The following is a 15,146-nucleotide window of genomic DNA, read 5'->3' as shown; positions in this document are numbered from 1 at the left end:
ATCAAAATGTGTGATACAAATAGTTATTTAAAGAAAACTTCCTTTTTAGCTATCATTTTTAGTTTATCGTTTTTCTTTCCAAACAAAATTACAGCTCAGGAAAAAGAAGAAAATGAAGTTTTTAAACCGCATCATCAAATTGGAATTTCTATCAATCATGTTCATGTTTTTGAAGGCAGAGATGATGAAGGAAACCGAGAAGTTTTGAGTTTACCTGCGTGGGGAGTTGATTACACTTAATCATTTAAGTAAAAAATGGGCGATTGGTTTACATACTGATTTTATTATCGAAAAATTTAAGGTCGAAAAAAATCTCGAAAGTGGCGACGATAAGGAAACTGTCGAAAGAAGTTACCCAATTGCTCCTGCCCTTGTGGGAATTTACAAACTCAACGATCACTGGAGTTTTTTAATAGGAATGGGCGGAGAATTTGCTAAAGAAGAGGATTATCTTCTAACTCGTGCCGGAGCCGAATATGGTTATGAAATGCCAAAAGGATGGGAAGTTTTTGGAACTTTTAGTTATGATTTTAAATGGAACGCTTACGATAGTTGGGGAATTGGACTTGGAATTGCAAAAAACTTTGGCGGTTAAAATCTAAAATATTCAGAAAAGAAAACACAGAACTATATATTAAAATCAAATATATGCACAGCCAAATCAAAAGAAACCTACCTGTATTGTTATTGTTTTTAAGTATTATTTCGGCAAATGCGCAACTGGAAAAAGACACCACAAAATTAATCAATGTTAGTTATGGCAGTAAAGGAATTGAACTTCGAACTAGAGATAATAAATTTCTTTTTCAACTACAAAGCCGATTTCAGTTTCGATTTTCTACTCCAAATGATCAGGATCCTGTAACATATGATGATTACAGCAAGGACAAAGAAACCACTTTCAAAATTAATCGCGCCAGATTAAAAGTAGGCGGTCACGCATTCGAACCTTGGCTAAAGTATTATTGGGAATATGAACTTAGTCAATCTAATTTGCTTGATTTTAGACTTATGATTGAAAAATGGGAATGGTTAAGTTTTAAAGTCGGTCAATGGAAAGTCGAATATACGCGCGAACGTTTTATCAGCAGCGGCGAACAACAAACCGTAGATCGCTCCCTGATAAATCGTCCGTTTACAGCAGACAGACAAATGGGTGTTGAAATATACGGTCATCTTAAAGGAAAAGGAATTGCAGATTTTAATTATTGGGTCGCAGCTTTAACCGGAACCGGAAGAGGTAATACATCTAATGATGATAATAATCTGATGTATTTTGGAAGAACACAATGGAACTTTTTAGGAAGATTTCTTGATTTTGAAGGAAGTGATATCGAGTTTCATGAAAAACCAACTCCTATTATTGCTTTTTCGGCATTAACAAACAGAAGCCCTTATACCCGATTTTCGCAAGCAGGCGGAGGATCTTTAGAAGGTTATGAAAATGGATTGCCGGGACAATATCGCGTAAATCAATGGAATTTTGAAAGTGCTTTTATGTATCGTGGTTTTTCGTGGCAAAGCGAATGGCACAACAAACAAATCATCGATAAACTGAATAATAATGATACAACTACTTTAAAAGGATATTATGTTCAGGCTGGTTATTTTTTTCATAATGCATTTCATTGGTGGCCGGAACACTTAGAAATGGCCGCGAGACATGCCGGATATCGCCCAAACAATGATTTTAGGCAAAACTTGCAAGACGAAACAACAATAACCTTCAATTGGTTTTTTAAAGGACATAAAAACAAATTAACTTCTGAAGTTAGTTATTTTAGTTTTCAAGACAAAACATTGCCATTAGAAGCAGGATGGCGATTTAGAGTACAATGGGATATTTCTCTCTAATTAAATGAGTTAGATTCGAATTATCATCTTCTGAAAAGATAAAACGTAAGATGATTTTTCTAATTTTCACTAATATTCTTATTTATTTTTAATAATTTTAATGGACATAAAACACTGAAAATGAAAAGTATAAAAAAGACTCTTAGAAAATTAGCACTAATGTGCTTAATGGGATCATTTTTTTTGATTTCAATTGATAGTATTGCCCAACGTCATGGTGGCGGTGGCGGAGGACACAGAGGCGGCGGCGGAGGTAAGGCAAGACCAGCTGTAAGCAGACCGGCAAATCAAGCAAGACCTGCAGTAAACAGACCTTCATCTGGTTCAGGAGTAAAAAGACCATCGACAGCCAACAGACCTGGAGCTAATGGTTCCGGAACTAATAAAATTAACAGACCTTCTACAAATTCAAAAATTGGAGATAAATCAATCAATAATAACAGAAACTCAAATAACACTGTAAACAGAAACAGAACCGGCAATAGAAACAACAATATTAGCGGTAATACTGTTAACAGAAATAGAAACAATGTAAACATCAATGTAAACAATAGTGTCCATGTTCGCAACAACCGTAACACAATAGTAAGACCGGGCGTGCGACCATATGCTCGTCCTCCTTATCGTTATGGCGGTTATAGATACAATTGTTATCATCCTTATTATCCACGTCCTTATCATCCATTTTATTGGGGACCAGTTTGGCATCCGTGGGGATTTTTTGTAGCAACATTAGCAGTAACAGCAATTGTAGTAAGCGTAGAAAGCACTCAATATCATTATGATCAGGGAGTTTGGTACGCACCATCAAGTGGAGGTTATACAGCAGTACCGGCACCAGTTGGAGGAACCGTAAACAATATTCCAAGCGGAGCCGAAACAGTCAATACCGGAACCGTCAATAATTATTATTACGGAGGAACCTATTATGAAAAAGATGGCAGTTCGTACAAAGTTGTAGCGCCAACCGCTGGAACTCTTGTAGATAACTTACCAGAAGGCGGTGAAGAAGTTACGATAGGAGACGCTAAATATGTAAAATTTGGAGAAACTTACTACCAACCTGTTCAAGTAGACGGTAAAGACAAATACGAAGTTGTTGAAGTTCAAGAAGATAAATAAATCCATAGTAACCATATCGAATAAATAGAGTTTATTAAGTTATTTTTTTAACTTTAGAACCTATTAACAATCCTATTTTACTATATTTATAATAATTTACGTACAAATAAAATGACTGTAATGAAAAATAAAACCTATTGGATTTTAGCCATACTTACAATTTCTATAATTTCAATAGCTTATGGTTATACCAAGCTTATTGTTCCAAAAGAAAAATTGACAGCAATGGATTGTGCCGAAACTCCAAATGCTTCAGAAACTTCTTTGTTTAAACCAACCATAGAAAACAAAAACAAACCAACTGGCAAAGCGCCAAAAGGAATGGTTTGGATTCCTGGCGGAGAATATTCTATGGGAAGCAATGTCGAAGATGAAAGTTTATGCAGTATAAAAGGTGTTACCAAAGATGCCGCACCAATTCATAGAGTTTATGTAGATGGTTTTTATATGGATCAAACAGAAGTGACAAACGAACAATTTGAAGCTTTTGTAAAAGCTACAGGTTATGTAACATTGGCGGAAATAAAACCAACACACGAAGAATATCCTGATGCTCCATTAGAAAATTTAGTCGCAGGATCAGCCGTTTTTACTCCTACTCAAGCAAAAGTAAATCTGGGCAATTATATGCAATGGTGGTCTTATGTTCAAGGAGCTGACTGGAGACATCCGGAAGGAGCAGGAAGTTCTATAAAAGGAAGAGAAAAATATCCCGTAGTTCAGGTTTCATACGACGATGCAGCCGCTTACGCGAAATGGGCAGGCAAAAGATTACCAACAGAAGCAGAATGGGAATTTGCTGCTCGAGGCGGAAAATCAGGGCAATTGTATGCTTGGGGAAATACTTTAAAACCTAAAGGAAAATTTCAGGCGAATATCTATCAAGGAAACTTTCCTATTGAAAAAGGAGATACCGGCGAAGATGGCTATATTGGCATCGCTCCTACCGCTCAATTTGAACCAAATCCTTATGGACTTTATGATATTGGAGGAAATGTTTGGGAATGGACAAACGATTGGTATACTGCCGATTATTATTCTGTTCTAAGCGAAAACGGACAAGTTGCCAAAAATCCGCAAGGTCCTGAATCTTCTTATGATCCGGGAGAACCAAACTTACCGAAAAAAGTACAACGCGGAGGATCATTTTTATGTACAGATCAATATTGTACACGTTATATGGTAGGAACAAGAGGAAAAGGAGATTATAAATCACCTGCAAATCATATTGGTTTCAGATGTGTTCAGTAATTTTTTAACCACTAATTGCACAAATTAGCACGAATTAAAATATATTTCAGATAACCTATAAATCCAATTTCACGAATTTAAATTCATGAAATTGGATTTATAGGTTTTAAGAATTAGTGCTAATTCGTGAAATACGTGGCATTTTTTTTATCTCATTTTACAGTTTTCATAATTTACAGCTTTACAACGCCTAACTATTTACTTATATTTGCTAAAAAATAAACAAATGCAACATATTATAGATCGTTTCATCAGTTATGTAACAATTGATACCGAATCAGACCCAAATTCACAAACTACACCGAGTACAGAAAAACAATGGAATCTAGCCAATAAATTAGTCGAAGAACTAAAAACAATTGGTCTTTCTGATGTTACTATAGACGACAAAGCTTATATCATGGCGACTTTGCCAAGTAATGTAGATCATGAAGTGCCAACAATTGGTTTTGTTTCTCATTTTGATACTTCACCTGATTTTAGCGGAGCAAATGTAAAACCTCAAATAGTAGAGAATTACGACGGAAAAGACATTGTTTTAAACGCAGAAAAAAATATCGTTTTATCTCCAAATTACTTCAAAGATTTATTACAATATAAAGGACAAACAATCATCACAACTGACGGAACAACTTTGTTAGGCGCTGATGATAAAGCAGGAATTACAGAAATTGTTTCGGCAATGGAATATCTAATTCAGCATCCTGAAATTAAACACGGAAAAATCAGAATTGGTTTTACGCCTGACGAAGAAATTGGTCGTGGAGCGCATCATTTTGACGTAGAAAAATTTGGCGCACAATGGGCTTACACCATGGACGGAAGTCAGATTGGAGAATTAGAATATGAAAATTTTAATGCGGCTGGAGCCAAAATCACAATCAAAGGAAAAAGTGTTCATCCTGGTTATGCCAAAGGAAAAATGATCAATTCAATGTTGATTGCAAATGATTTCATCAACGAATTACCAAAAGGAGAAACACCACAGGAAACTAAAGGTTACGAAGGTTTTTTCCACGTTCATCACTTAACAGGAAGTATTGAAGAAACAGTCTTAGAATTGATTATTCGTGATCACAACAAAATCAAATTCGAAAAAAGAAAAGATCTAATTGGTAAAATTGCCAAGAAAATCAATAAAAAATTTGCTAAACAATTTGGTGAAGATATTGTAACTGCTGTTGTAAAAGATCAGTATTATAATATGAAGGAAAAAGTACTTCCGGTAAAACATATTGTTGATATCGCCGAAAAAGCAATGAGAGAATTGGACATTAAACCAATCATAAAACCTATTCGTGGCGGAACTGATGGATCTCAATTATCCTTTATGGGATTACCTTGTCCGAATATCTTTGCTGGTGGTCACAACTTTCACGGAAAATACGAATATGTTCCCGCAGAAAGTATTCAAAAAGCAACCGATGTTATTGTAAAAATTGCCGAATTAACAGCAATTCCAGGCATTTTTGACGCACCTGAAAAACCTAAAAGAAAAAGATAATTTGGAAGAAGCTAATTCTGATAAAAAACACATTTGGGACAAAGTCAATAACTGGGAAGAAGAACTTCTTTTCCTGAAATCAATTATTGACAAAACCGAACTCGTTGAAACCATAAAATGGGGCGGTCCAATTTATGTTTACAACAAAAGAAATGTTATTGGAATTGGCGGTTTTAAAAATTATTTTGCAATCTGGTTTCTGAACGGCGTTTTTCTAAAAGACGAAAAAAAGAGACTAATCAATGCTCAGGAAGACAAAACAAAATCCATGCGACAATGGCGTTTTACATCGAAAGAAGAAGTAAACGAAAAAGAAGTTTTAGAATACATCCTTGAAGCGATTGAAAACGAAAAGCAAGGAAAGGTTATAAAACCTTCTAAAAAAGAAGCTATAATCTCTGAACTTCTCCAAAAAGAAATGGATCAAAATCCAGCTTTAGCAGAAGCTTTTCAAAAATTCAGTCCATATAAACAATATGAGTTTCTGGAATATATTGAAACCGCCAAACAAGAGAAAACGAAGTTATCAAGAATCGAGAAAGTGATTCCGATGATTTTAAATAACTTGGGATTGAATGATAAATACAGGTAGAATTTAAATTATTGATGTCACACTGAGCGAAGTCGAAGTGCAAAATCCTAATTGATAGAGACCTTTGTCAAAGTTTAAAACTTTGACAAAGGTTTTTTTTATACTCAAAGTTGAGTCATTGCGAGGAACGAAGCAACCGCTCTAGCAAAAACACATACTTAGTGAGATTGCTTCGTTCCTCGCAAAGACATACAATTCGTTTATTTGCAAACAAAAAAAATCCCAAACTCCGATTTGGAATTTGGGATTTCAAATATTTTAATTTAAAAAATTACGCTTTTTTATTCAAAGCAGCGCTCATTTCCATAGAAATAGCAGAACGCTCGATTTTTAATTTTCCAGACATAGTTTCGATAATTGCACTTGTTTCTGCAAGCTCTACTACTTTACCGTGAAAACCACTTTTTGTAATTATCTTATCACCTACTTTTAGGCTGCTTTCAAATTCTTTTTCGTTTTTTGCTCTTTTTTGTTGTGGTCTGATCATAAAGAAATACAACACGACAAACATTAGTAAATAAGGCGCAAATTTCATTAAATCTTGCATAGTATTCAGTTTTTATTTTTGTTATTAATATTTATGTTTTTTAGCTCTTCTCCCGAAGCTTCGGGACGCTCAGAGTGACATTAATAAAATTGAGTATTCTCAGATCTTACATTAATCCGCGTCCAACTTTAATCATCTTTTTATTAGCGGTAAGCTCTTTAACAAGATTATCTAAAATTCCGTTGATAAAAATACTACTTTTTGGTGTAGAATACTCTTTAGCAATTTCTAAATATTCGTTAAGAGTTACTTTCACTGGAATCGAAGGGAATTTCAAGAACTCACAAATTGCCATTTTCAAGATAATAGTATCAATTTCAGCAATTCTTTCACTGTCCCAGTTTGGTGTTTTATCATCGTATTCTTTTGCCAAAATAGATTCGTTCAAAACTGTTCTTCTGAACAAGTCTTTAGCAAAATCCTTATCTTCAACATCTTTATACAATTTTGGCACTCTAAAATCGTCAGGATCTTCTGTTTTGATTGCTTTCAATTGTTTGATGATATGTGTGTTTACAACAGGAATATCATCAACCCAAGTCAATTTATCATCTTCTAAATACTCGTATAATTTTTCGTTAGGAACAATTACATCAGCAAACAAATCAATTACAAATTGTCTGTCTTCTTCAAAAGTATTTGTAGTTGTACTCATGTATTTCGCATACAAATCGCTTGCTTTAATATCATTTAAAAGTAAAATGATATAATCGTCATTTAATGACCAGTTGTTGATTTTACGATTTTCTAGAGCGATGCTAAGAGAATTGCTTTCGGCAAGAAGTTGAAAAATTTTGTTTTTAACGAATTTTTCGTTTGGATTACGTTCTGCAGCAGTTGCAAGATGTTTTTTGCTTGAAAGATGTAAAAAAACAGATTCTTTTTTGCAGATTTCAATTAATGAAGAAAGCATTATAAGATATAAGTCCTGAATATTGTCTATGCTGTAAAAAAGAAATTTCTCTTCTTTTTCCATATTATCAGAACCGCTTTGATGCATTGCATAAATGGATTGCATTACTTTAACGCGTATGTGTCTTCTATTTACCACCTTGTAAGAACATTTAAAAATTAGTCTGCAAAATTAGGAATTTCAATCCTTATATTAAAATTAATTCGTAAAAAAGTCGTCGTTTTAGTGGTCAGTTTTCAGAATTTAGTGGTCAACTGTAGTTTGCACATAAAAAAAGTCTCAGTTTACAGACCAAACTGTAAACTGAGACTTAATATTATAAATTGAAATTAATTACTTTTTAGCAGCGTTTTCAATTTTTCTCAAATCGATACGATTTTGAGCAATTGTTAAAGCAGCTTTATGCGTTGTCATTCCGTTTTTTACAGCATAATCGATAATTTCTAAAGTAGTATTATAGATATTTTCTGTTTTAGACATGATTTCAGCTTTACCGTAGTGCTCTAATTCAGCATAAACATTGATGATTCCACCAGCGTTGATCAAGAAATCCGGCGCATATAAAATACCTCTTTCTTGTAATCTCGCTCCGTGAACATTCTCGTCAGCCAATTGATTATTCGCAGCTCCGGCAATTACTTTAGCTTTAATTTTATCTACAGTATTATCATTGATAATTGCTCCCATTGCACATGGCGCATAAATATCAACATCTGCAGTATATAAATCTTCACCAGTATAAATTGTAGCGTTGTATTTTTGAGCTACCTGATATAATTTTTCTTCGTTAATATCTGTAATTGTAACGATCGCTCCTTCTTTAGTCAAATACTCAACCAAAGCTTCACCAACGTGACCAATTCCCTGAACCAAAACTTTTTTACCGTCTAAAACATCAGTACCAAACTGACTTTTAGCAGCAGCTTTCATTCCTAAATAAACACCATAAGCCGTTACAGGAGAAGGATTTCCAGAGCCACCTCTTTCTTCAGAGATTCCTGTAACATAAGGCGTTACATCTCTAACAGTGTCCATGTCTTTAGTTTCCATTCCAACATCTTCTGCAGTGATATATCTTCCACCAAGAGAGTGAACAAACTCACCAAACTTACGCATTAACTCAGGAGTTTTTTGCGTTTTAGCGTCACCAATAATTACTGCTTTACCACCACCAATATTAAGTCCGGTAATCGCAGATTTATATGTCATACCTCTTGAAAGACGCAAAACATCGTTTAACGCTTCCCATTCAGTATTATAATTCCACATTCTAGTACCTCCCAAAGCTGGCCCCATAACTGAATTATGAATACCAATAATTGCTTTTAAACCTGTATCTTTGTCATTGCAAAAAACAATTTGTTCGTGATCGTCAAAAGATAATTGACCAAAAACCGGATCCATTTTTTGAAGTTCCTTTCCAGTTGCGAAAGTTGCATCCATAGCGATAGTATTTATTAGTTAAAATTATGAATTTGTCAAAAAGACATCTCAAACATAATTAAAAAATGCATATGTGCTAATTTTTTATCTTTAAAATAACAATTAAACAATCGATTTGTTCTGATAAAATTATAAATTACGCTAACTTTAATTCATAATAATTTATAAAATCCAAACATTTCAACATTGAATCTCTTAAAAAAATGAAAGAATTAAGCTATTTAAACAAATATTTCATTAAATATAAATATAGTTTCTCTTTAGGAATTTTAATCACCATAATCGCACAAATATTCTCTTTATTTACTCCAAAACTAATTAGCAAGTCCTTAAACGCGATCGAGAAGTTTGATAAACTGCCAAAAGCAGATCAAACTTCGCAAGCAATTATTGATACTTATCGCGAAGGATTAATTCATAACGTACTGCTAATCATAGCAACTACAATTGTTGCGGGTTTTCTAACTTTTTTAATGCGCCAGACTTTAATCGTAATGTCGCGTCATATCGAGTTTGATTTAAAAAATGAGGTTTTCAAACAATACGAGAATCTTTCGCAAAACTTCTACAAGCAAAACCGAACAGGAGATTTAATGAATCGTATCAGCGAAGATGTTTCTAAAGTTCGTATGTATGTTGGTCCGGCGGTTATGTACACGATAAACACCTTTATCCGTTTTGCCATCGTTATTATATATATGTATAATGTTTCGCCATTGCTGACTTTATACACTATTCTGCCGTTGCCAATTCTTTCGTATTGCATTTTTAAACTGAGTTCAGAAATCAACAAACGAAGCACTACTTTTCAGCAATACCTGTCAAAAGTTTCGAGTTTTTCACAAGAAATATTCTCAGGAATTCGTGTTATAAAAGCGTATTCTTTAGAAAATCAACATCAGAATAATATGGTGGCTCTTGCCGATGAAAGCAAAAAGAAGAGCTTAGATTTAGCCAAAGTTCAATCGTTATTTGGGCCTTTGATGATCGCCTTAATCGGAATCAGTAATCTTGTGGTAATTTATTTTGGAGGTGTAATGTACATCAACGGAACGATTGCAAATATTGGTACAATTGCTGAGTTTATTTTATATGTAAATATGCTAACCTGGCCTGTAGCTTCGTTAGGATGGGTTTCGTCAATGGTTCAGGAAGCAGAAGCTTCTCAAAAACGTTTGAATGAATTTTTGAAAATTGAACCGGAAATCACAAACAATAACGAAAATCACTCTGATATTCAAGGTTCTATTGCGTTCGAAAATGTGAGTTATACTTATGAAGATACTAATATTGAAGCGCTGAAAAATGTCACTTTTACAGTAAAAAAAGGAGAAACATTGGCAATTCTGGGCAAAACAGGTTCTGGAAAGTCTACAATATTATCATTGATTTCCCGTTTATATGATGTTACGGAAGGAAGAATCATAATTGACCAAAACGAAATAAGTACTTTAAATTTAAATGATTTAAGAAACAACATTGGAATTGTGCCTCAGGATGCTTTTTTATTCTCGGATACGATTAAAAATAATATCAAATTTGGCAATCAAAACGCCACTAACGAAGAAGTTGAAGAAGCAGCCAAAAGCGCTGTGGTTCACGATAATATCATTGCTTTTAACAAACAATATGACACTATTTTAGGAGAAAGAGGAATCACACTTTCGGGCGGACAAAAGCAACGTGTATCTATTGCGCGTGCGATTATTAAAAACCCGGCTATTTTACTTTTCGACGATTGTTTGTCTGCGGTAGATACTGAAACCGAAGAAACGATTTTAAGCAATTTGTTCGGAATTTGTAAAGATAAAACTACAATAATAGTCAGTCATCGAGTTTCATCGGCTAAGAATGCCGACAAAATAATCATTTTAGAAGACGGAAGAATCATACAACAAGGCTCTCATAATCAATTAATAAATCAGGAAGGCTATTATTCATCGTTATATTTAAAACAACTTTCGGAAAAAGAATTACTTTAAATGTTGCGTAATAGATAATTTTTTATGATTTTTGAGTACTATTAATTCCAAAAAATGATAGAACGTATTATGAGAGAAAATGACATGTTAGAAAAAGAAGAGATTTTTTCTAAAGTATTACGAGCAGGAAGAAGAACTTATTTCTTTGATGTGAGAGCTACTAAAGCTGACGATTATTATATCACGATTACCGAAAGTAAAAAATTTACTGAAGAAGATGGTTCTTTTCATTTTAAAAAACACAAAATTTACTTGTACAAAGAAGATTTTAGTGCTTTTGCCGAAATACTAGAAGAAATGACTTCATATGTCTTGAACCACAAAGGCGAAGAAGTAATTTCTGAAAGACACCAAAAAGATTTCAAAAAAGAATACGGTTCTGATAAGCCGGAAACGCAAAGAACTAGTTTTACTGATATTGATTTTGACGATATTTAGTCGAATATAACTTTTTTAAAAGTACAAGTCCAATATGTCCCGCATTTTGGACTTTTTTTATATATAAATTTATTATTTTTAGATTGCAGAGTTTAGATTTTAGATTATACAAACTGCCTAAAACTAGTTAATAATAATTCCATTTTTAAAATGAAAAAAACAATCCTCTTACTTGTTTTATTCTTTATTGGGATTGCTTCATTTTCTCAAAACTTAGAATACGAAACAAAATCAAATATTCAATATTATAACGCACCAACCAATAAGTCTGATAGTTATATAAATGAACGTTGTGTTCTTGATATTTATTATCCAAAAAACACCAAAAACTTTGCTACAATCGTTTGGTTTCATGGCGGTGGATTAACCGGTGGAAGCAAAGAAATTCCTGAAGCTTTAAAAAATAAAGGTTTTGCGATTATTGGTGTGAATTATAGACTAGCGCCAAAAGTAAAAGCCGCAAAAGCTATTGAAGATGCCGCTGCTGCCGTTTCTTGGGCATTTAACAATATCGCGTCTTATGGCGGAGATACTTCTTTAATTTTCGTGTCAGGACATTCTGCTGGAGGATATCTGGGCTTGATGATTGGTCTTGATAAAAAATGGCTTCAAAAAGAAGGAATCGATGCGAATAAAATCGCTGGATTAATTCCGTTTAGCGGACAATGTATTACGCATTTTCAAATTAGAAAAGAAAACGGAATTCCTGATACTACACCAACTGTTGATGCTTTTGCTCCTTTGTTTTATGTTCGCGCTGATGCTCCGCCACTTTTATTAATTACAGGAGATCGTGAACTGGAAATGTTGGGTCGATACGAAGAAAACGCCTATATGGCGCGCATGATGAAATTAGTTGGACATAAACAAACTAAACTCTATGAACTGGACGGTTATGGACACGGAATGACTGAACCTGGTTTTCCGTTGCTTGTAAACGAAGTAAACCGAATTATAAAGGAACACAAAAAATAATCTCTAAATAAAATCCACGGCAATGGAAACAAACTTATTAATACTACCCGGATTAGGAAATTCAGGCGTAAAACACTGGCAAACCTTTTGGCATAAAAAATTTAAAAATTCTATTCGTTTAGTTCAGGACAATTGGGACGAACCTATTCGCGAAGAATGGATTGAACGCTTAAATGAAGAAGTTGCTAAACTCGATCGTCCAACTATTCTCGTTGCGCATAGTTTGGCAGTTTCGTTAGTACAACATTGGGCAGCAGCAAATACAAACAAGAATATTGTTGGCGCATTATTGGTCGCTCCCGCTGATGTAGATTCACCTCAACATACTCCGGAATCTGTTCGGAATTTTGCGCCAATGCCAATTTCAAAATTACCTTTTCCTTCAATAGTTGTGGCAAGCGAAAATGATCCTTATGCTTCTTTCGAAAGAAAACAATATTTTGCCGAAAAATGGGGAAGCGATTTTGTAAACGTCGGACAACAAGGGCATATTAACTCAGATTCTGATTTAAAATATTGGGAAGAAGGACAGGAAATTTTACAGCAACTAATTAAAAATATTACGGCACATAATAATGATTGAGGACAATAATTACCAACAAGAAGCTACCGTTACACCAAAAAACATTTTAACAAAAATATGGTTTTCTCCTAAAGAAACATTTGGATTTATAAATGACTATAAATACAACAAGAACATTATTTTGTTTTTAACTCTTTCAGGAATAGTAAGATCATTTGATAAGGCGATTTCCAAAAATGTTGGTGATAATTTATCCTTTTGGACCATCATTTTTTTTGGCGTAATAAGCGGTATACTCTTTGGCTGGCTAGTTAATTATATTTACGCTTTTTTAATTAGTTGGACAGGAAAATGGTTTAATGGCGTTGGAGACACTCAATCTATTTTAAGAGTGATCGCTTATTCAAGTTTACCAATAATTGCTTCGTTATTTATACTTTTCCTTCGGATTTTGATTTACGGAAATGCAATCTTTGAATCAAGTTTTTCAGATCTTTATAACGGATTATTTGATACCATTCTTTATTGGACTTTCTACTTTATTGATTTAATTTTAATCATCTGGACAGTTGTACTAATTGTTATTGGAACTTCTGTTGTGCAAAAAATTTCAACAGGTAAAGCAATTTTAAACTTAATACTACCTGCATTATTATTTCTATTCAGTGCTTTAATCATCTTTTTTGTTTTCGATCTATTACTTAATTAATTTTAAAAACAGCTTACATGAAAAACTTCTTTCTAATAGCTTTCTTAGTTACAAACCTTTGCTTCTGCCAAGAAAAGAAAAACAATTCATTTGAAGATAATTTCAATCTTTTGATAGAAAATCTCACTAACGAAAATTGGACAAAATCTGAAAAACTGGCAAAAGAACTACTTAATACTGCAGAACCAATTGACTCTTTGGAAACTGAGAAACAAGTTTTAAGATATATGTACGTTTATTCGACTGCGGGACTTTTAAACGAAAAAAAACTGACTCAAAAAGAAGCTTTACAAAAAGTGAAATTTCTGCAATCGAAAGAAATGATTATGCCTGCGCATCCATTTAATAGCAATTGTTATGTCAATTGTACAAGCTTAAAAGATGAAGAACCAAATACATTTTTTACAGGAGTAAATAATGCAGCAGGAACACAAATTTTTTCATTTGAATATGTCAAAATTGAAAAGGGAATAAAAGAACCAAAAAGCGAATTAGAAGGCAAATATGTTACATTGAAAGGACAATTAAATGAGATTTCCGTTGAAGGAATTACGCTTCCTCGATTTAAACTCAAATTTATTAATGGTAATTATATAGTCGATAATCCCTAAAATTAGTGGTGAAAATTTTACCGCGAAGCTCGTAAGACTTGATTCTGAAAAATAATTCGTGCGGATTTGTGGTGAAGATTTTACCGCAAAGTTCGCAAAGGTTTTTCGCAAAGGTTGCAAAGGTTTTGACTGATTAAGTTCACAAAGCTAGATTCTAAAAAATAATTCGTGAATTCGTGGCAAAAATTAACCACAAAGTTCGCAAAGCTTAGTATAAAAACTTTGCGAACTTTGCGAAAAATCTTTACTGACTTTGCGGTTAAATTTAATAGTACAAGTATAGCAAATTCGCAGTAAAAACCGAATACTAAAAAACTGAAAACTGAATACTATTTACCCAATCCTAAGTCCATTTTCTATTTTAAAATCAGGCGCTAATAAAATTACGTCTCCCTCCTTGCCTATTGCGCCAAGAACCAGACATTCGCTCATGAATTTTCCGATTTGTTTTTTAGGAAAATTTACGACCGATATAATTTGGCGGTTCAATAAATCTTCTTTTTTGTAATGTGTTGTTATTTGTGCTGATGATTTCCTGATTCCAATTTCGGTACCAAAATCAATTGTAAGCTGATAAGCCGGTTTTCTTGCTTCGGGAAAATCATTTACTTCAATAATGGTTCCGACACGCATATCGGTTCTTTCAAATTCGCTCCAGGTTAAATCCATTTTATTTCAATAT

The 15,146-nt window shown here is 33.5% G+C and carries 17 protein-coding genes; 13 read left to right on the top strand and 4 right to left on the bottom strand.

Going from position 1 to position 15,146, the window contains the following annotated elements; all coding sequences use genetic code 11:
• Positions 1-6 precede the first annotated feature (6 nt).
• The 7 genes from WN975_RS00350 (at position 7) to WN975_RS00320 (ending at position 6,323) form a co-directional block, all read left to right on the top strand.
• The gene (locus WN975_RS00350; RefSeq protein ID WP_337964686.1) at positions 7-240 is read left to right on the top strand and encodes a hypothetical protein; all 234 of its coding nucleotides are present in this window, start codon (positions 7-9) and stop codon (positions 238-240) included.
• A complete protein-coding gene (locus WN975_RS00345) occupies positions 227-595 on the top strand; it encodes a hypothetical protein (protein ID WP_337964685.1) in 369 nt (122 codons plus the stop codon). Before WN975_RS00350 ends, WN975_RS00345 begins: the two co-directional genes overlap by 14 nt.
• Before the next feature lie 53 nt (positions 596-648).
• Positions 649-1,854: a porin gene (locus WN975_RS00340; protein ID WP_337964684.1), complete on the top strand. Its 1,206-nt coding sequence runs from the start codon at positions 649-651 to the stop codon at positions 1,852-1,854.
• Between the two features lie 120 nt (positions 1,855-1,974).
• Positions 1,975-2,976 (top strand): DUF6515 family protein, encoded by a 1,002-nt coding sequence (locus tag WN975_RS00335; RefSeq protein WP_337964683.1) that lies wholly within the window; start codon positions 1,975-1,977, stop codon positions 2,974-2,976.
• A 120-nt stretch (positions 2,977-3,096) separates the two neighbouring features.
• Entirely contained in the window at positions 3,097-4,227 is a 1,131-nt protein-coding gene (locus tag WN975_RS00330; RefSeq protein WP_337964682.1) for a formylglycine-generating enzyme family protein, read from the top strand.
• 226 nt (positions 4,228-4,453) lie between these two features.
• On the top strand, positions 4,454-5,731 hold the full coding sequence (pepT, locus tag WN975_RS00325; RefSeq protein WP_337964681.1) for a peptidase T: 1,278 nt from the start codon (positions 4,454-4,456) through the stop codon (positions 5,729-5,731).
• 1 nt (position 5,732) lies between these two features.
• The gene (locus tag WN975_RS00320; protein WP_337964680.1) at positions 5,733-6,323 is read left to right on the top strand and encodes a YdeI/OmpD-associated family protein; all 591 of its coding nucleotides are present in this window, start codon (positions 5,733-5,735) and stop codon (positions 6,321-6,323) included.
• A 271-nt stretch (positions 6,324-6,594) separates the two neighbouring features.
• On the opposite strand, the gene yajC is transcribed toward WN975_RS00320, so the two are convergent.
• The 3 genes from yajC to WN975_RS00305 all read right to left on the bottom strand — a co-directional run bounded on the left by yajC (position 6,595) and on the right by WN975_RS00305 (position 9,226).
• Positions 6,595-6,870 carry a preprotein translocase subunit YajC gene (gene yajC, locus WN975_RS00315; protein WP_099711306.1) on the bottom strand — a complete coding sequence of 92 codons (276 nt, stop codon included), beginning with the start codon at positions 6,868-6,870 and terminating at the stop codon, positions 6,595-6,597.
• Positions 6,871-6,976: 106 nt separating this feature from the next.
• Positions 6,977-7,888, bottom strand: a complete 912-nt coding sequence (gene nusB, locus WN975_RS00310; RefSeq protein ID WP_099712811.1) for a transcription antitermination factor NusB — start codon at positions 7,886-7,888, stop codon at positions 6,977-6,979.
• Between the two features lie 228 nt (positions 7,889-8,116).
• Positions 8,117-9,226: an amino acid dehydrogenase gene (locus WN975_RS00305; protein WP_337964679.1), complete on the bottom strand. Its 1,110-nt coding sequence runs from the start codon at positions 9,224-9,226 to the stop codon at positions 8,117-8,119.
• 203 nt (positions 9,227-9,429) lie between these two features.
• On the opposite strand from WN975_RS00305, the gene WN975_RS00300 reads away from it, so the two are divergent.
• From WN975_RS00300 to WN975_RS00275, 6 genes are all read left to right on the top strand, one after another.
• Positions 9,430-11,208 carry an ABC transporter ATP-binding protein gene (locus tag WN975_RS00300; RefSeq protein ID WP_337964678.1) on the top strand — a complete coding sequence of 593 codons (1,779 nt, stop codon included), beginning with the start codon at positions 9,430-9,432 and terminating at the stop codon, positions 11,206-11,208.
• A gap of 69 nt (positions 11,209-11,277) precedes the next feature.
• Positions 11,278-11,646 carry a PUR family DNA/RNA-binding protein gene (locus WN975_RS00295; RefSeq protein WP_055098480.1) on the top strand — a complete coding sequence of 123 codons (369 nt, stop codon included), beginning with the start codon at positions 11,278-11,280 and terminating at the stop codon, positions 11,644-11,646.
• A 150-nt stretch (positions 11,647-11,796) separates the two neighbouring features.
• A complete protein-coding gene (locus WN975_RS00290) occupies positions 11,797-12,621 on the top strand; it encodes an alpha/beta hydrolase (RefSeq protein ID WP_337964677.1) in 825 nt (274 codons plus the stop codon).
• A gap of 22 nt (positions 12,622-12,643) precedes the next feature.
• Positions 12,644-13,204 carry an alpha/beta hydrolase gene (locus WN975_RS00285; RefSeq protein WP_337964676.1) on the top strand — a complete coding sequence of 187 codons (561 nt, stop codon included), beginning with the start codon at positions 12,644-12,646 and terminating at the stop codon, positions 13,202-13,204.
• Positions 13,197-13,853 (top strand): YIP1 family protein, encoded by a 657-nt coding sequence (locus WN975_RS00280; protein ID WP_337964675.1) that lies wholly within the window; start codon positions 13,197-13,199, stop codon positions 13,851-13,853. The genes WN975_RS00285 and WN975_RS00280 overlap by 8 nt, the downstream gene beginning before the upstream one ends.
• Positions 13,854-13,870: 17 nt before the next feature.
• A complete protein-coding gene (locus tag WN975_RS00275; RefSeq protein ID WP_337964674.1) occupies positions 13,871-14,464 on the top strand; it encodes a hypothetical protein in 594 nt (197 codons plus the stop codon).
• A gap of 333 nt (positions 14,465-14,797) precedes the next feature.
• On the opposite strand, the gene WN975_RS00270 is transcribed toward WN975_RS00275, so the two are convergent.
• Positions 14,798-15,133, bottom strand: a complete 336-nt coding sequence (locus WN975_RS00270) for a tRNA-binding protein (RefSeq protein WP_337964673.1) — start codon at positions 15,131-15,133, stop codon at positions 14,798-14,800.
• Between the last annotated feature and the right edge of the window lie 13 nt (positions 15,134-15,146).

Source organism: uncultured Flavobacterium sp. (assembly GCF_951805225.1).
Lineage (GTDB): Bacteria > Bacteroidota > Bacteroidia > Flavobacteriales > Flavobacteriaceae > Flavobacterium.
Note: the sequence above shows the minus strand (reverse complement) of the source record. Positions and strands in the feature narration are given on the sequence as shown.